Source organism: Parvibaculum sp., from assembly GCF_039973015.1.
Taxonomy (GTDB): domain Bacteria; phylum Pseudomonadota; class Alphaproteobacteria; order Parvibaculales; family Parvibaculaceae; genus Parvibaculum.
On record NZ_JBDWLT010000003.1, the window covers coordinates 180,475 to 197,507 of the forward strand.

The window sequence follows — 17,033 nt, forward strand, 5'->3', positions numbered from 1 at the left end:
AGGGGCCGGACAGGCCCGCTCTTATCCCCGGCCCGCTTGCCGTCGCGGCGTCATGTGACGGTTTGATGACGTTTCGATGACAGTCGGCCCGGTTTGTCCCCGGGGCAGGGGACAAGTCAGTCGCCCGCCATCAGGCGTTGCTGCTGCGGTTTGCCGGCGCCGTTCAGCCGGCGCTCTTCGTCATGCATGTAGTCGCGGGTCATTGGCAGGGCATCGATCTGCTTGGCGATCTGCATCTGGAAAACGACCATCCCCTCGTTTCTAAAGGATGTTTCGGAACCGGCGAGGTAGAACTCCCACATCCGGCAGAAGCGTTCGTCATAGATGCGCGCCGCCGTTTCGCGCCTTTCCATGAAGCGCCGCCGCCATTCGCGCAGCGTTTCGGCGTAGTGAAGCCGGAGGATTTCGATGTCCGTCATGAAGAGGCCGGAGCGTTCCACGACGCCGGACATCTCGCTCAGCGCCGGGATATAGCCTCCAGGGAAAATATACTTTGCAATCCATGGGTTAGTGGCACCAGGCGGGTCCAGCCGGCCGATCGTATGGATCAGCGCCACGCCGTCATGCGTGAGTAACTTCATCACCCCGTCGAAATATTCCCGGTAGTGACCGACCCCCACATGCTCGAACATGCCCACCGAAACGATGCGGTCGAAGTTCTCCTTGATGAGGCGGTAGTCCTGCAGGCGGAACTCGACCTGGCCTGAAAGCCCGCGCTCTTCCGCGCGGCGCTGCGCCACTTTCAGCTGTTCGCGGGACAGCGTGACGCCCACGACTTCCGCGCCCGTTTCCTCCGCCAGCGTCAGCGCCATGCCGCCCCAGCCGCAGCCGATATCGAGCACACGCATCCCCGGTTCGATGGCCAGTTTCGCTGCTATATGGCGCTTTTTTGCGGTTTGCGCTTCCTCCAGCGTCATGTCCGGGCGCTGGAAATAAGCACAGGAATACTGCTTGTCGCGGTCGAGGAAGAGGTCGTAGATGCCGCCGTCGAGGTCGTAATGATGGGCGACATTCTTCTCCGCCTTGCCCACGGGATTGTGCTGGTCGATACGCCGTTTCATGCGGCGCAGCGCACCATAGATTTCGAAGGCAGGCCCCGCGAAATCGCGTCCCAGGTTCGACGTCAGCAGGTCGAGCAATTCATAGATCGTCGCCGGCTTGTCGATGGTCAGCCTTCCGTCCATGAAGGCTTCGCCAAGCTTGAGATAGGGGTTGAACGCGATCTCGGTCGAGACCGTTTTGTCATGAAAACGAACCACGACAGGCTCTCCCGAGCCGTCGCCGAACTCTTTTCGTTTGCCGTCGGCTTCGATTGTCGTCAACGAACCTCGTTTGACGATCTTCCTGAGAAGCGCACTGAAAAGCATCGAACCCTCCCGTACCGAGGATTGAATTTCAGATGCCCCATCCGGTCCCGTCGCGCGTTGGGGGGATGCGGCGCGGACAAGTTTTCTGGAATCTATCTAAAGTTAATCCTCAAGCCGTTGCAAGAGGAACGCTATTCATCCGTGCGGGTTCCAAAATAAAAAGGGGCGCCACATGGGCGCCCCTTCAAATTTCCGTTGTGCAGGAAAGGCTTAGGCCTTGTCGGCCTCTTCCTCGCCTTCGCCTTCGGAGGCTTCCGCTTCCCCGTCCTCAGGCACCAGTTCTTCGGACTCGAAGAATTCGGCAGCTTCCTGGGTGTCCTCGTCCTCATCGTCGCGACGCCGCGTCAGGTCTTCACCCTCCGCCTGCCGCTGCGCTTCTTCCTCGGTCCGCGCCACGTTGATCGAAATGGTGGCGGAAACCTCGGGGTGAAGCACGATACGGATATCGTGAAGGCCGATCATCTTGATCGGCTTGTCGAGAACGACCTGATTGCGGGCGGTCGAGAAGCCGCCATTCGTCATGGCGTCCGAGATATCGCGTGTGCTGACCGAACCGTAGAGAATGCCGGTCTCGCCCGCCTGGCGCAGCACGGTGAAAGCCTGACCGTTCACCTTGGCGTGAACCTGTTCGGCTTCCTTCTTGAGTTCCAGGTTGCGGGCTTCGAGCTGTGTGCGCTGGGCTTCGAACTGCTCGATATTCGCCTTTGTGGCGCGAAGCGCCTTCTTGCGAGGCAGCAGGAAGTTGCGCGCGAAGCCGTCTTTCACTTTGACGACATCGCCCATTTGGCCGAGCTTTTCGACCCGTTCCAGAAGTACGACTTGCATCGCTTTTTCTCCTTTCGGGCCCTAGCTGATCACATAGGGAAGAAGCGAGAGGAACCGCGCGCGCTTGATGGCACGGGCGAGCTCACGCTGCTTCTTGGCCGAAACGGCCGTGATGCGCGAAGGAACGATCTTGCCGCGCTCGGAAACATAGCGCTGCAGAAGTTTCACATCCTTGTAGTCGATCTTCGGAGCGTTGGCGCCGGAGAACGGACAGGTTTTGCGACGGCGGAAGAAGGGCCGGCGCGCGGGCTGAGATGTCGTGCTCATTATTCGTTGCCTCCGTCCGAATTTTCTTCACGGTCACGGCGCGGGCCGCGGTCCCGGTCGCCGCCGAAACGGCTGCCGCGATCACCACGATCGCCCCGGTCTCCACGGTCGCCGAAGCGGCTGCCGCGATCGCCGCGATCACCACGGTCGCCACGGCTCTGCATCATGGCCGACGGCTCGCCCTCGTGCTCTTCGACGCGGATCGTGAGAAAGCGGATGACATCGTCGCTGATGCCCATCTGGCGTTCCATCTCCGCGACCGCGGCGTGCGGTGCATCGATATTCATCAGCGTGTAGTGACCCTTGCGGTTCTTCTTCACCTTGAATGCAAGGTTGCGAAGACCCCAATATTCGGTCTTGCTGACGCTGCCGCCCTGTTCTTTGAGGATATTCGAGTACTGCTCGGTGAGCGTCTCGACCTGCTGCTGCGACACGTCTTGCCGCGCAATGAAAACATGCTCGTATAGAGCCATTGAGCCTTCCTTTTTTAACCGGCCCCGGCGCAAAGCCCCCTTTGAGCCCTCAAAAGGCTCGAAAGGACCACCAAAGAAGCGGAGACACCGGAACCCGGACTTTCGTCCCGCTGCACCCTCGCGGACACAGTGTTCCGTTCAGCCTCCAACCAAGGCCTTCAGAAGCGCCGGAATATACGTAAAAGCCGAGGCGAAGCAAGGGGTATCTGGCTTGCCGGGCCGCTTGACTCGAGGTCTGCACAAGGTATCACTTGGCGCCTCCGGGGGGTCGAGTCCCCGAACGGTGAAAAAGCGCGGAAATCTGCCCTTTGAAACGGCGGGCGGGACATAGGGAGCGACAATGACGAGGGCTTTCATCTTTCCCGGCCAGGGATCGCAGTCGGTCGGCATGGGCCGCGAACTCGCCGAGGCCTTCGCTTCTGCCCGGGAAGTCTTCGACGAGGTCGACGATGCTCTCGGCCAGAAGCTGTCGAAGCTCATGTGGGAAGGTCCGCAGGAGGATCTCACTCTTACCGAGAACGCCCAGCCTGCGATCATGGCGGTGAGCCTCGCGGTTATCCGCACCCTGGAAAAGGAAGGTAGCTTCAACCTCGACGGCAAGGCGGCATTCGTCGCAGGTCATTCGCTCGGTGAATATTCTGCGCTTGCTGCGGCAGGCACCTTCAGCATCGCGGACACAGCCCGCCTCCTGAAACGCCGCGGACAGGCGATGCAGCGTGCCGTGCCGGTGGGCGAGGGGGCCATGGCGGCGCTGCTTGGTCTCGAATTCGATCAGGCGGCGGAAGTGGCCAGCGAAGCGGCACAGGGCGATGTCTGCACAGCGGCGAACGACAATGGCGGCGGGCAGGTCGTCGTCTCCGGAACAAGGGCCGCCGTCGAACGTGCGATCGAAATCGCAAAGACCAAGGGGGCGAAGCGCAGCATGCTCCTCCCCGTGAGCGCGCCGTTTCATTGCCCGCTGATGCAGCCCGCTGCCGACGAAATGGCAGAGGCGCTTGGCGTTGTCGACCTGAAGGCGCCCTCGGTTCCGCTGGTTGCCAATGTCACGGCCTCGAAAGTGGCGGACCCTGCGACCATCCGCGATCTCCTCGTCAAGCAGGTGACGGGTATGGTTCGTTGGCGCGAAAGCGTCCTTTATATGGAATCCCAGGGCGTCGGATCCTATGCGGAGATCGGTGCCGGCAAGGCGCTGTCCGGCATGGTGAAGCGCATTGCAACGGAACCCGAAATTCTCGCCGTTGGTACGCCTGCCGACGTCGAGGCGTTTCTCAAGACCATCTGAATGATAGGAGTCGGCATGTTCGATCTCACAGGCAAGGGCGCGCTGGTCACCGGTGCGTCGGGCGGCATCGGGTCCGACATTGCGCGAGCCTTGCACGGGCAGGGCGCGACGGTGGCGCTGTCGGGTACACGCAAGGAAGCGCTCGACGCGCTGGCTTCCGAGCTTGGTGAACACACCCGCGTGCTGCCATGCAATCTTTCGGATTCAGAGGCTGTCGACGCGCTGCCGAAGCAGGCGGAAGAAGCGCTCGGCAGTCTCGATATCCTCGTCAACAACGCGGGTCTCACGCGCGACAACATCTTCATGCGAATGAAGGATGAGGAATGGGAAGAGGTTATTCGGGTGAACCTCACCGCTGCCTTCCGTCTTTCGCGGGGTGTCATGCGCGGCATGATGAAGCGCCGCTGGGGCCGCATCATCGGCATCACCTCTGTCGTCGGCGTGACAGGCAATCCGGGGCAGGCGAACTATGCCGCTTCCAAGGCCGGCATGATCGGCATGACGAAGTCGATCGCCCAGGAAGTTGCGAGCCGCAACATCACCGCGAATTGTATCGCTCCCGGTTTCATCCGCAGCGCGATGACGGACGCGCTGAACGAGGAGCAGCAGTCGCGTATTATGTCGACCATTCCGGCCGGCCGACTCGGCGAGGCAAAGGAAATCGCTGCCGCCGCTGTCTATCTGGCGAGCGATGAGGCGGCCTATGTCACGGGCCAGACCTTGCACGTGAATGGTGGCATGGCGATGATCTGACGATTGTTTTCTTGCAAGATGCTGAAAACAAACGAGAAATCACCTGTGTAGAGAGTTGCGTCGCCCGCGCGCGTTTGCTGGTACAGGGCAAAAAAGTGTGTTACCTAAGCCCTCGATTTGGCTTGCGGTTCTGCCTTGAAATGGGCCAGAAGAGGGGCAACCTTTCCGCCGAATTCGATCACATCCAGTCCTCGATGCCTTACAGCGAGCAGCGGGATGTGCGAGGCCGGTTAAAACCAAAAGATCTGAGGACTTGAAATGAGTGATATCGCTGAACGCTTGAAGAAGATCGTGGTCGAGCACCTGGGCGTCGACGCGGACAAGGTCACCGAGAACGCGAGCTTCATCGACGACCTGGGCGCTGACAGTCTCGATAACGTCGAGCTGGTCATGGCGTTCGAAGAAGAATTCGGTGTGGAAATCCCGGACGATGCCGCCGAGAAGATCCTGACCGTCAAGGACGCTATCGAGTTCGTCAAAGCGAACGCAAAGTCCTGATACCGGTTTGATTGGCAGGGCCGGGAGCGCAAGCTCTCGGCCCTCCGCCCTATTTGCAGTTTGCTTCCGGTGGCTTGACCGGGACGGGAGTTTTCATCGGCATGAGGCGTGTGGTCGTAACAGGTCTGGGCATGGTCTCTCCGCTCGGTTGCGGGGTTGAGACCACCTGGAAGCGCATTCTCAAGGGTGAATCAGGTGCCCGGAAGATCGAGAAATTCGATGTCTCGGATCTTCCCTGCAAGATCGCCATGCCGGTGCCGCGTGAGGGCGAAGGCGCCTTCAACCCCGACGACTGGATGGACCCCAAAGAATCGAAGCGCGTCGACGATTTTATCGTCTATGCGATGTCGGCCGCTACGCAGGCGCTGACCGACGCCGGCTGGAAGCCCACAACCGAAGAAGAGCAGTGCCGCACGGGTACGATGATCGGCTCGGGAATCGGCGGGCTTGAAGGTATTGCCGAAACGGCCCTCACCTTGCAGGAGAAGGGCCCCCGCCGGGTAAGTCCTTTCTTCATCACCGGCCGGCTTATCAATCTCACCTCGGGCTATGTCTCTATCGAACATGGCCTCAAGGGGCCTAACCACTCGGTCGTGACGGCCTGTTCAACGGGCGCCCATGCCATTGGCGATGCCGCGCGGCTGATCGCGCTGGACGACGCTGACGTGATGGTGGCGGGAGGCGCTGAATCCGCCATTTGCCGCATCGGAATTGCGGGCTTCGCTGCCTGCCGCGCCCTCTCCACCGGGTATAACGACACGCCGGAAAAGGCTTCGCGCCCCTATGACAGGGACCGCGACGGCTTTGTGATGGGCGAGGGGGCGGGTGTTGTCGTTCTTGAGGAATATGAACACGCCAAGGCGCGTGGGGCGAAGATTTACGGAGAGATCGTCGGTTACGGCCTTTCGGGCGATGCCTATCACGTGACGGCCCCGCCTGAGGACGGCAATGGCGGCTTCCGTTCCATGCAGGCCGCGTTGAAGCGCGCCGGGATCACGGCTTCGGACCTCGACTATGTGAATGCGCATGGCACGTCCACAATGGCTGATACGATCGAACTTGGCGCCGTCACCCGTCTTCTCGGCAACGCGGTCGAGAAAGTCTCCATGTCGTCGACCAAATCATCAATCGGTCATCTGCTCGGTGCGGCAGGGGCGGTCGAGGCGATCTTCTGCCTTCTGGCTATGCGAGACGGCATTTTGCCGCCCACGATCAATCTCGACAATCCGGCGACCGAAACGCTGATCGATCTGGTCCCGAACGAGGCACGCAAGAAGGAAGTAAACTACGCCCTGAGCAACTCCTTCGGCTTCGGCGGTACGAATGCGTCGCTGGTCATGAAAAAGGTCGATGGTTGACGGACGGTGGCGATACTCCTGCCGCGCCTGAAGAGGGCAAGGCAACTCCAACCGAAAATTTAGCCGGGCCCGCATCGCGAAAGCCTCGTAGCCGCTGGGTGCGCTTCATTCTGATAGCGGCAATTTGTCTGCCCCTGTTGGGGCTCGCTCTGGCAGGCACTGTCTTTCTCTATGGAAAATATCGGTTCGAGGCCGCGGGGCCTCATGCTGAATCCCGTGTGGTCATGCTCGATCCGGGCCTCGGCGTCCGCGCCATCGCAAGCCGCCTCGACAAGGCCGGCGTGATTTCCGATACCGTGATCTTCCTTGCCGGCGTCCGCTTCAATCGCGCTGAGGGTGATCTCAAGGCCGGGGAGTACGAAATCCCCGCCCGGGCCAGCATGGCTTCGATCATGCGCATCCTGCGTGAGGGGCGCTCTATTCTTCACCGGATTACCATTCCCGAAGGGCTCACCAGCGAGCAGATCATGTTGCTGGTGGAGGCCAACCCGGTTCTCGTCGGTGAGACGCCGCCCGCGCCACGGGAAGGCTCGCTTCTGCCGGAAACCTACAGCTTCACTCGTGGCGCAACGCGCAAGGAAATCGTCTCCGATATGAAGGAGGCAGCGCGTACCCTGATGGATGAAATCTGGGAAGACCGCGCGAAAGATCTGCCATTCGATACGCGCGAGGAAGCGGTCATCCTTGCTTCCATCGTTGAGAAGGAGACGGGCGTAGCTTCCGAACGTCCCCGGGTCGCCGCGGTTTTTGTGAATCGCCTCAACGTGCCTATGCGGCTCCAGTCCGACCCCACGATTATCTATGGCCTTGTCGGCGGCAAGGGCGCGCTGGGACGGCCCATCCGCCGCAGTGAGCTCGATCGTCAGACGCCCTACAACACCTATCTCGTGGACGGGTTGCCGCCCACGCCGATTTGCAATCCCGGCAAGGCGTCCCTCGAGGCCGTGCTGAACCCGCCGGAGACAGACGAGTTTTACTTCGTTGCAGACGGGACGGGTGGCCACGCCTTTTCCCGCACACTCCGGGAACACCAGCAACGCGTCCGTGAATGGCGGCAGATCGAGCGCCAGAAGGACAAATAAGCTGGTCAGACGGGTCTCAGATAGGCGAGAGAAAAGCCGGTTTGTGGCTGTTATAGTCCCCACCATATCGAAGTGATTCCGGGAAAACGCGATGCCGCTCAATAGCATGACAGGTTTTGCCCGCGTCGGGGGTGCCCATGGCGCCGTGCGCTGGCATTGGGAGCTGCGAAGCGTCAACGGCAAGGGGCTCGATGCCCGGCTGCGCCTGCCGGCCGGTCTTGACGGCATCGAAACGAAATTGCGTACAGAGCTCGCGCGGCATCTGAAGCGCGGCAATTGTCAGATCAATCTCGTACTCGAGCGTACAGGCGAAGCCGCGCCTCTTCGTGTCAATCGCGCTGCGCTTCAGGTTGTGCTGGAAGCAATTGAAGACCTCCAGAAAAACATCGAGGTCATGCCCCCCCGGCCGGAAGGCATCCTCGCCCTCAAGGGGGTGCTGGAGAATGCCGAAGACGTGGCGGCGGACGAGGAAGCGAAGTCGGCCCTGGAAGCCGCGCTGACGGCTTCATTTGCCGAGGGGGCAAAAGCGCTGGCGGAGGCCCGCGCTCAGGAAGGCGCGAAGCTCGAAGCGGTACTGACCGGCCATGTCGGCGAAATTGAGCGGTTGACGTACGCGGCGGCGGATTGTCCGGCGGCGGCCCCTGCTGCCCTGCAATCGCGGCTCAAGGAGCAATTGCAGGAATTGCTGGGAGATGCGACTGCAATTGCAGAAGATCGCGTTGCGCAGGAAGCGGCGCTGCTTGCAACCCGCGCGGACATTCGCGAGGAAATCGACCGGTTGAAGGCCCATGTCGAGCAAGCTCGCGAATTGCTCGGCAGCAAGGAGGCTGTGGGGCGACGTCTCGACTTTCTCACGCAAGAGTTCAATCGCGAGGCGAACACGCTTTGCTCCAAAGCCGCGGATGTCAGCCTCACACGGATCGGTCTCGATCTGAAGGCGGTAATCGATCAGTTCCGTGAACAGATTCAGAATGTGGAGTAACACCGTCAGATGACCGGGATTGATATTCATCGGCGTGGCCTGATGCTTGTCCTGTCCTCGCCGTCAGGTGCGGGCAAGACGACGCTGTCGCGCCGTCTACTGGAAAGCGATGCCGAGATCGAAATGTCGGTCTCTGCGACAACGCGCAAACCCCGCCCCGGTGAGCAGGAGGGCAGGGATTACTTTTTTCTGAGTACGGAAGATTTTGGGATCATGCGCAATCGTGGCGAGTTCCTCGAACATGCCAAGGTCTTCGGGAATTACTACGGGACACCGAAGGCACCTGTGGAAGATGCGCTTTCCCGCGGACAAGACGTTCTTTTCGACATCGACTGGCAGGGTACGCAGCAACTCGATGAGACGGCGCAGGAAGATATCGTGAAGGTCTTCATCCTGCCGCCATCTGTGCACGATCTTGAAAAACGCCTGAAAGCGCGCGCGCAGGACCCTGCCGAGGTCGTTGCGGAGCGTATGGCCAAAGCTTCCGACGAAATCAGTCACTATCAGGAATATGAGTACATCATCATCAACGAAGATATGGACAAGGCTTTTGCCGAGCTGCAGGCGATCCTGAAGGCTGAGCGTCTTCGCCGCCGCCGGCTCACGGGTCTTTCCAACTTTGTGAAACAATTGCGCGAGGCGCTTTAGGGTGGGGACAAAATGACCAAGGTGGTGATACTGGCCGGGGGGCTCGGTACGCGCATATCCGAGGAAAGCCAGCTTCGGCCAAAGCCGATGATCGAAATCGGCGGGCGTCCGATCCTCTGGCATATCATGAAGATTTATACCCATTTCGGGTTCAACGATTTTGTGATCTGCGTCGGCTATCGCGGATATATGATCAAGGAATACTTCGCCAACTATGTGCTTCATTCGTCGGACGTGACGGTTGATACGGCGAACCACCAGATCACCTATCATCAGAAAGCGAGCGAACCCTGGCGCGTCACAATGGTCGATACCGGCCAGGACACGCTGACTGGCGGCCGCATCAAGAGGGTGCGCGACTACCTTGACCCGGATGAAACATTCTTCATGACCTATGGAGACGGCGTCGCGAATGTGGATATCGCCTCGCTTCTCGCCTTTCATAAATCGCACGGTAAGGAAGCGACCCTCACCAGCGTTATCCCGCCGGGACGTTATGGCGCGCTGGAACTTGAGGGAAATCAGGTTCGGCGGTTTATCGAAAAGCCCCCCGGGGATAACGCCTGGATCAATGGCGGTTTTTTCGCACTCGAACCTTCGGTGCTGGATCGCATCGAAGGTGACAAAACACCTTTTGAAGCCGACCCCCTCATGGGGCTTGCCGCCGATGGCGGGCTCATGAGCTTCAAGCATTCCGGCTTCTGGCAGCCAATGGATACGCTTCGCGAGAAGAATTATCTGGAGGAGCTTTGGTCGGCTGGCAAGGCTCCCTGGAAGGTATGGAGGGACTAGTTGAAGATCGACGGCCTCGACAAAGCGTTCTGGAGCGGCAAGCGCGTCCTGCTGACAGGGCACAGCGGCTTCAAGGGTTCGTGGGCGTCGCTCTGGCTCGCGTCAATGGGTGCCGACGTTACGGGCTTTTCGCTCGCACCTGATACCGATCCGAATCTCTTTGACCTCACGAATATTGCGGGTTCGATCCGCTCTCACTTCGCAGACTTGCGAGGCATTGATGCGGTGCACCGCGTGGTACAGGAAGCGGCGCCGCAGATCGTTCTCCACATGGCGGCCCAGCCGCTTGTCCGCCGCTCTTACGTGGATCCGGTCGGCACCTTCGATGCCAATGTGATGGGAACCGTCCATCTTCTTGAGGCACTGCGCAGTGTGGAAACGCTGGAATCCGTTCTCGTCGTCACCACCGACAAGGTTTACGAAAATGCGGAGCGTGGTGTCTCCTTTCGCGAGGAAGACCCGCTCGGTGGCCATGATCCCTATGCGGCTTCCAAGGCTGCAGCCGAGATTATCACTTCGTCTTATGCCCGGTCCTTCTTTGAAGAGAAGGGTGTGCGCGTGGCGACGGCGCGCGGGGGCAACGTGATCGGCGGCGGGGATTTTTCAGAAGACCGGCTTGTGCCGGACATCTGGCGCGCACTGAAGGCAGGACAACCGTTGGTGCTGCGCAACCCCGCTGCGGCGCGGCCTTGGCAGCACGTGCTCGACTGCCTTTGCGGGTATTTCACCTATGCTCGCGCCCTGACCGAGAGGGCAGAACTTCCGGCAGCTCTCAACTTCGGACCGCCGCACGATGCCGTCCCTCTCACTGTTGCGGAGCTGGCGAATGCCGTTCAGTCAGCGCTTGGCGCGGATTGTATTTGGGAGCCCGCAAACGATACCGGCCCGCGCGAGATGATGACGCTTGAGATCGACAGCCGGAAAGCGCGTTCCGTTCTCGGCTGGAAAGATCAGCTTGCCGGAACGCCTTGCGTCTCCTGGCTCGCGGACTGGTATCGTGCGTTCAATGCAAAAGCCGATATGCGCGCACGCACGCTCGATCAGATTGCCGCGTATGAAAAACTCTATCGTGGTGAAGCTTCATGAGCGCCCGCTTTGACATTGAACGAATGCCGCTTGAGGGTGTCGTCGTGCTGAAACGGAAGCGCATGGGCGATGAGCGTGGCTGGCTGGAACGGCTCTTCTGCGCGGATGAATTACGCGAGGCCGGATGGTTCTGGCCTGTCGTTCAAATGAACCGAACATATACCGCAAAGACCGGAACGGTACGCGGCATGCACTTCCAGAATGCGCCGCATGAAGAGGCGAAGCTCGTCACTTGTCTTGCCGGTGAGGTCTTTGATGTCGCGGTCGACATGCGGCGAGGATCGCCAACTTATCTCCGTTGGCATGGTGAGCGGCTCTCGAATGAGAATGCGACAAGCCTTCTCATTCCACCGGGTTTCGCACATGGCTTCCAGACGCTAACGGACAATGTTGAAATGCTCTATCTCCATTCGGCTTCCTTCGCGCCGGGTGCCGAGGGTGGTGTAAGAGCAGACGATCCGGCACTTGGCATAGAATGGCCGCTCAGGATTGGTGAGCGTTCTGAGCGCGACAGAAATCACCCGCTTCTCGGCGGTGGGAAGGAATGAGGTAGTTTCGTGAAATGCCGGCATTGCGGTACACCGCTTGAACAGACTTTTGTCGATCTCGGCGCCTCGCCGCCTTCCAACGCCTATCTGACGGGGGAAGCACTTGTTGGCCCCGAGGTTTGGTATCCGCTACGCGTACTCGTGTGTACGAATTGCTGGCTTGTCCAGACGGAAGACCATGCGGGCCGTGAGGAGCTTTTCGCGAGCGACTACGCTTATTTCAGCTCGACCTCATCGGGCTGGCTCAAGCATTCGAAGGCCTATGTCGATGAAATGGCAACGCGATTTGGTCTCGATCGTGACAGCATGGTTGTCGAGGTGGCGGCAAATGACGGATATCTTCTTCAATACGTGAAGGAGGAGGCCATTCCCTGCTACGGCATCGAGCCGACAGCGAGCACAGCCGCCGCAGCGCGGGAGAAGGGCATCGACATAATCGAACGGTTTTTCGGTGTCGAGCTTGCCACGGAACTGGCGGAAGCGGGCAGGCAGGCGGACCTCACTGCCGCAAACAATGTTCTTGCCCATGTGCCGGATATCAATGACTTCGTGTCGGGATTCAAGCGTCTTCTGAAACCGGAAGGCGTCTCGACTTTCGAATTCCCGCATCTTCTCAATCTCGTTCGCCAGACCCAGTTCGATACGATCTACCACGAACATTATTCCTATTTGTCGCTCGCCGCCGTCGCACGCATTTTTGCGGCGAACGGCCTTTCTGTTTTCGATGTCGAGGAATTGCCAACCCATGGCGGGAGCCTGCGGGTATTTGCGCAGCGCAGCGATACGGGTAAACGCGAGCGCACGGACCGCCTTGCAAAAATGGAGAGGATCGAGGCGGAAGCGGGGATAGAGAATTCGGCTTTCTACAACGGATTTCAGGCGAAGGCCGAAAAAGTGAAGGACGACTTCGTTGCATTCCTCATTGACGCGAAGCGCAAGGGGCTCAAGGTTGGTGCCTATGGAGCGGCGGCGAAGGGCAACACGCTGATGAACTTTGCCGGCATTCGCCCCGACCTTATCCCCTATGTCGTGGACCGCGCAGCAGCGAAGCAGGGGAAGTATATGCCTGGAAGCCGCATCCCCATCGTAGACGAGATGCATCTCGAAGCGGATCGCCCGGACCTTATCGTTATCCTTCCCTGGAACATCCGCGATGAGGTCATGCGGCAACTCGACCATGCGCGCGGGTGGGGCGCACAGTTTGTGACGGCCGTGCCGGAGCTTGCGGTCGTGTCGGGCTGACGGGAGACACTCATGGCGACGATCACGATAGGCGTTCCTGTCTATAATGGCGCGGCAACACTCGAGAGAAGTCTCGAATGTCTTCGAACGCAGACCTATCGTGATATCGAAGTGATTGTTTCCGATAATGCATCGACGGATCGTAGTGCCGATATTGCGCAGGGGTTCGCGGATCGTGATCCAAGGTTTCGCGTTGTTCGCCGCGAGAGTAATGTCGGTCCCGTTCCCAACTTCTTTTCGCTGCTCGAAATGGCGCGATCCGATCTCTTCATGTGGCGAGCCGATGATGACTGGTCGAATGCCGAATATGTCGAGGAGCTCAAGGGGAAGTTTGATGAGGACGCGCGGATTAGGCTTGCGGGCCCCGAAACCGTTATTGTTCGGCGGGACGGTTCGATTGCTGGCGTCAATAGTTTCATCTTGCCTGGTCAGAAACTTCGTGCACGCCGGGTTGGGCACATGCTCATGCGCCTCAGTGCGAGTAGCATTTACGGGCTCTGGCACAAGCCGACTTTGATGGAAATCCTGTCTCGTACACGCGCCAATTACCCATACATTTGGGCATGGGATCATATGGCGATGGTGCCGGTTATCCTCACCGAAAGCGTCACCGGCAACAACGCGGCGAAGCTCTATGTCGGCCAACCTGAGGCGGCTAGATACTCTGCGCAGGAGCCAGCCCGCATTATGTGGGAGATGCGTGGTGCTTTTCGAAAATCCTGCTTCGCCGAACTTCGGCGGCTTGACTGGCCGCTATGGGAGCGCTTGCTGCTTTCACCATACATTCTGAGATATGCGAATGTTCGGGTGTACCGCTTCTGGAAAACAGTTCGCCGCCAGTTGAGGCAGATCACGGGCAAACGCCACTGAGAGCGAGGGCGCGAATCTATTATTCAATTGGGGCAGCGACGGCAATTCTGTTACAAAATATCAGAAATTGCGGAAGTTGAGGGCGCCGGACGCTGGACATGCGGATATTGTTAACCGGGGCATCCGGCTTTGTTGGACGGCAGGTTCTTGCCGCGCTGCCCTCTTCCGATGTTGAGGTCCACGCTGTTTCCAGCCGTCGCCCAGCGCCGGACGCAAAGGTCACTTGGCACCGGGCGGACCTGCTGACGGACGGCACAGCTGAAGCGCTGGTAAAGACAACCCGCCCGGACTGCATTCTTCATCTCGCCTGGTACGTTGAGCCAGGTCTCTTCTGGACCGATCCCTCGAACCTTGATTGGACAGCCGCAACCATGAGGCTGGCCTCTGCTGCGGCAGAAAGCGGTGTGAGGAGGTTTGTCGGGGTTGGTACGTGCTACGAATATGATTGGCCGGCCGCCAGCCCTTGCGTTGAAGAACATACACCGCTTGCCTCTCATACTCTGTACGACACAAGCAAGGACGCCTGCCGCCGCGTGCTCGCAGCCAGATTCACCGGGGAAGAAACAAGCTTTGCATGGGGAAGGCTCTTTTTTCTTTATGGCCCCCATGAAGCAGCGAACAGACTTGTGTCGTCGGTGGCGCGCAACTTGATAACGGGAAGAGATGCGCCTTGCTCTCGGGGCACGGCCTTCCGCGATTTCATGGATGTACGAGACGCAGGCGCTGCGTTGGCGGCTCTTGCCTTGTCCAAAGTGGAAGGTGCGGTAAACATCGGAACGGGCGAGGGGCACAACATTGCAGACATAGCACGGAGGCTGGGCGAGCTTTCGGGAAGGCCTGAGCTTGTGCGGATAGGCGCCTTACCTGATCGTCAGGGCGAGCCTCCATTCATAGTTGCGGATGCAAATCGGCTCGGCACGGAAGTTGGGTTCAAGAGCAGCCGTTCATTGGACGAGGGGCTGTCCGACGCACTCGGGTTCTGGCGGACTCATGTTGAGAATGGAGCTACCCGATGAGCGCCAACTGCCCTGTATGTGGGGGGACCACTGCATCGCGTCTGGACGAGCCGCTCGCTATGCCGATCCTCATGAACAGAATTTATGCAACACCCGCAGAGGGTAAGGCAGCCGCTCTTGGACCGCTTGAGTTTGTGGCCTGTCCCCGATGTGGCTTCACCTGGAATCTCGCCTTCGATCCCTCGCTTATTGTTTACGACGAGGAGTATGAGAACGATCAAACATACTCGCCATCGTTTCGAAACCATATGCGAGATCGCGCTCGAGACGTAGTTGCCTCAGCGTCTGCCGATACTCCCGTTGTCTATCTGGAGGTTGGCTGCGGTCAGGGGCGGTTCATTGAAGAGGTCATTGCTGCTGCGGGGGAGCGTTTGCAATCGGCCGAAGGGTTCGATCCGGCCTGGCGTGGCTCTGAGGCGACAGGCCCGGCAGGTAGCCGTATTCATCGAGTTTATTTCAACAAGGACACAGCTTCTCGCCTCGAAAACGAGCCGAATGTCGTTGCGACGCGACACACCATCGAACATGTGCCCGATCCTGTGGGCTTTCTCAGTGCGATACGAGATGCGCTGGGGCAAGACTCAACCGCCCGCCTGTGGGTTGAGACGCCTTGCGTCGAATGGATACTTCAAAATCGTGCCATGCAGGATTTCTTCTACGAACATTGCTCGTTGTTTACCGCCAGTTCTCTGGCGTTCGCCCTGGAAAAAGCCGGGTTCGATTCTCCGCGTGTCCGGCATGTATTTGGCGGGCAATATCTTTGGGCGGAAGCTGTGGCTTCAGGAGGTGTTCAACCCGGTGAACCGGTTGCCTCCATTCACGAACCACTGCACAGGGTGAGGGCGGAATTCATCGAGAGATGGAGAACAGAAATTGCTGCTGCCAGTGAAGAGGGTACAGTCGCCCTCTGGGGGGCGGGAGCAAAAGGTGTCAGCTTTGCAATCCTCGCAGACCCTGAAGGACAGATCATCGATCACGTAATCGACGTCAATCCTGCCAAACAAGGGAAGTATCTACCGCGCTCGGGTCTTCTGGTCGTACCGCCCGCAGAATCGATTTCGAGGAAAACGAAGACCGTGTTCGTCATGAACCCGAATTACTTTGATGAAATTGCTGCAACTGCTCGCGAGGTTGGCCTCAACGCGCGATTGGTGCCAATCGACTGAGGAGAATGGAATGAAGCTAGAGATCGATACGGAGAAGAAGGTCGTGAAGGCCGACGGTAAAACGTTGGACCTCTATAGCGATGATGCGTTTCGGTTGCTGTCCGATCTTTGGGTCAAGGTGGGCTGGAACCAGAAGTATTCCTACAGCTTCTCCTGGCTGGGCGTCCCCATCATTCAGTTGCCGGAGGATATTGTCCGGTATCAGGAAGCCGCGTGGGCATTGCAGCCAGACGTCATCGTGGAGACCGGCGTCGCACACGGCGGTTCGGCGATCTTTTCCGCGAGTCTCTGCCGGCTTATGGGTAAGGGACGTGTCATCGCGGTTGATATAGAAATTCGCCCGCATAACCGGAAGCGGATCGAAGATCATCCTTTCGCGGACTTGATTACTTTGATCGAGGGTTCATCCACGGACGCTTCGATCGTCGAACAGATTCGCAATGGCATCAAACCGGGTGAGAAAGTTCTCGTCGTGCTGGACTCTGACCATTCGTACAAGCATGTCATGGACGAACTGGAAGCCTATGCACCTCTGGTTTCCAAAGGGTCATGGATTGTTGCAACAGATGGTCTTATGCAGGATCTGACGGATGCACCGCGCGGGCGCCCTGATTGGGATAGCGATAATCCTGCAAAAGCTGCACGGGATTTCGTAGCCAAGAATCCGGGATTCAAGCTTGAAGAACCGGCTTGGCCATTTAATGAATCAACCCTGTCGGGCAATATCACGCATTGGCCGGACGCATGGGTGCGCCGTGCCGAATGAAATCTGATTGTT

General features: G+C 59.0%; 19 protein-coding genes. 15 read left to right on the forward strand and 4 right to left on the reverse strand.

Translation table 11 applies throughout. The features are described 5' to 3' along the window. Positions 1-116: 116 nt before the first annotated feature. From ABJO61_RS02655 to rpsF, 4 genes are all read right to left on the reverse strand, one after another. On the reverse strand, positions 117-1,367 hold the full coding sequence (locus ABJO61_RS02655) for a cyclopropane-fatty-acyl-phospholipid synthase family protein (protein ID WP_348326982.1): 1,251 nt from the start codon (positions 1,365-1,367) through the stop codon (positions 117-119). A gap of 210 nt (positions 1,368-1,577) precedes the next feature. Next, positions 1,578-2,192 carry a 50S ribosomal protein L9 gene (rplI, locus tag ABJO61_RS02660; protein WP_348326984.1) on the reverse strand — a complete coding sequence of 205 codons (615 nt, stop codon included), beginning with the start codon at positions 2,190-2,192 and terminating at the stop codon, positions 1,578-1,580. 21 nt (positions 2,193-2,213) lie between these two features. After that, a complete protein-coding gene (gene rpsR / locus ABJO61_RS02665; RefSeq protein ID WP_322313354.1) occupies positions 2,214-2,462 on the reverse strand; it encodes a 30S ribosomal protein S18 in 249 nt (82 codons plus the stop codon). Beyond that, positions 2,459-2,932, reverse strand: coding sequence for a 30S ribosomal protein S6 (gene rpsF, locus ABJO61_RS02670; protein ID WP_348326986.1), 474 nt, complete (start codon positions 2,930-2,932; stop codon positions 2,459-2,461). Before rpsF ends, rpsR begins: the two co-directional genes overlap by 4 nt. A gap of 340 nt (positions 2,933-3,272) precedes the next feature. On the opposite strand from rpsF, the gene fabD reads away from it, so the two are divergent. The 15 genes from fabD to ABJO61_RS02745 all read left to right on the forward strand — a co-directional run bounded on the left by fabD (position 3,273) and on the right by ABJO61_RS02745 (position 17,021). Further along, positions 3,273-4,214 carry an ACP S-malonyltransferase gene (fabD, locus tag ABJO61_RS02675; protein ID WP_348326988.1) on the forward strand — a complete coding sequence of 314 codons (942 nt, stop codon included), beginning with the start codon at positions 3,273-3,275 and terminating at the stop codon, positions 4,212-4,214. A gap of 15 nt (positions 4,215-4,229) precedes the next feature. After that, a complete protein-coding gene (gene fabG / locus ABJO61_RS02680; protein ID WP_348326991.1) occupies positions 4,230-4,967 on the forward strand; it encodes a 3-oxoacyl-[acyl-carrier-protein] reductase in 738 nt (245 codons plus the stop codon). A gap of 258 nt (positions 4,968-5,225) precedes the next feature. Next, positions 5,226-5,465 carry an acyl carrier protein gene (locus ABJO61_RS02685; protein WP_012112293.1) on the forward strand — a complete coding sequence of 80 codons (240 nt, stop codon included), beginning with the start codon at positions 5,226-5,228 and terminating at the stop codon, positions 5,463-5,465. Between the two features lie 101 nt (positions 5,466-5,566). Beyond that, on the forward strand, positions 5,567-6,823 hold the full coding sequence (fabF, locus tag ABJO61_RS02690) for a beta-ketoacyl-ACP synthase II (protein WP_348326993.1): 1,257 nt from the start codon (positions 5,567-5,569) through the stop codon (positions 6,821-6,823). A 98-nt stretch (positions 6,824-6,921) separates the two neighbouring features. Beyond that, on the forward strand, positions 6,922-7,905 hold the full coding sequence (gene mltG / locus ABJO61_RS02695; RefSeq protein WP_348331010.1) for an endolytic transglycosylase MltG: 984 nt from the start codon (positions 6,922-6,924) through the stop codon (positions 7,903-7,905). 91 nt (positions 7,906-7,996) lie between these two features. After that, positions 7,997-8,887 (forward strand): YicC/YloC family endoribonuclease, encoded by an 891-nt coding sequence (locus tag ABJO61_RS02700; protein WP_348326999.1) that lies wholly within the window; start codon positions 7,997-7,999, stop codon positions 8,885-8,887. 9 nt (positions 8,888-8,896) lie between these two features. Beyond that, positions 8,897-9,535, forward strand: a complete 639-nt coding sequence (gene gmk, locus ABJO61_RS02705) for a guanylate kinase (protein ID WP_348327002.1) — start codon at positions 8,897-8,899, stop codon at positions 9,533-9,535. A 12-nt stretch (positions 9,536-9,547) separates the two neighbouring features. After that, positions 9,548-10,327 carry a glucose-1-phosphate cytidylyltransferase gene (rfbF, locus tag ABJO61_RS02710; RefSeq protein ID WP_348327005.1) on the forward strand — a complete coding sequence of 260 codons (780 nt, stop codon included), beginning with the start codon at positions 9,548-9,550 and terminating at the stop codon, positions 10,325-10,327. Continuing rightward, positions 10,328-11,413: a CDP-glucose 4,6-dehydratase gene (gene rfbG / locus ABJO61_RS02715; RefSeq protein WP_348327008.1), complete on the forward strand. Its 1,086-nt coding sequence runs from the start codon at positions 10,328-10,330 to the stop codon at positions 11,411-11,413. Next, positions 11,410-11,961, forward strand: a complete 552-nt coding sequence (gene rfbC, locus ABJO61_RS02720; RefSeq protein WP_348327011.1) for a dTDP-4-dehydrorhamnose 3,5-epimerase — start codon at positions 11,410-11,412, stop codon at positions 11,959-11,961. The genes rfbG and rfbC overlap by 4 nt, the downstream gene beginning before the upstream one ends. Positions 11,962-11,970: 9 nt before the next feature. Next, positions 11,971-13,203: a class I SAM-dependent methyltransferase gene (locus ABJO61_RS02725; RefSeq protein ID WP_348327014.1), complete on the forward strand. Its 1,233-nt coding sequence runs from the start codon at positions 11,971-11,973 to the stop codon at positions 13,201-13,203. Positions 13,204-13,215: 12 nt separating this feature from the next. After that, positions 13,216-14,073: a glycosyltransferase family 2 protein gene (locus tag ABJO61_RS02730; RefSeq protein ID WP_348327017.1), complete on the forward strand. Its 858-nt coding sequence runs from the start codon at positions 13,216-13,218 to the stop codon at positions 14,071-14,073. 98 nt (positions 14,074-14,171) lie between these two features. Beyond that, positions 14,172-15,089, forward strand: coding sequence for an NAD(P)-dependent oxidoreductase (locus ABJO61_RS02735; RefSeq protein WP_348327020.1), 918 nt, complete (start codon positions 14,172-14,174; stop codon positions 15,087-15,089). Positions 15,090-15,148: 59 nt separating this feature from the next. After that, positions 15,149-16,255 carry a class I SAM-dependent methyltransferase gene (locus ABJO61_RS02740; protein ID WP_348327023.1) on the forward strand — a complete coding sequence of 369 codons (1,107 nt, stop codon included), beginning with the start codon at positions 15,149-15,151 and terminating at the stop codon, positions 16,253-16,255. Positions 16,256-16,265: 10 nt separating this feature from the next. Then, entirely contained in the window at positions 16,266-17,021 is a 756-nt protein-coding gene (locus ABJO61_RS02745) for a cephalosporin hydroxylase family protein (protein ID WP_348327026.1), read from the forward strand. Positions 17,022-17,033 lie beyond the last annotated feature (12 nt).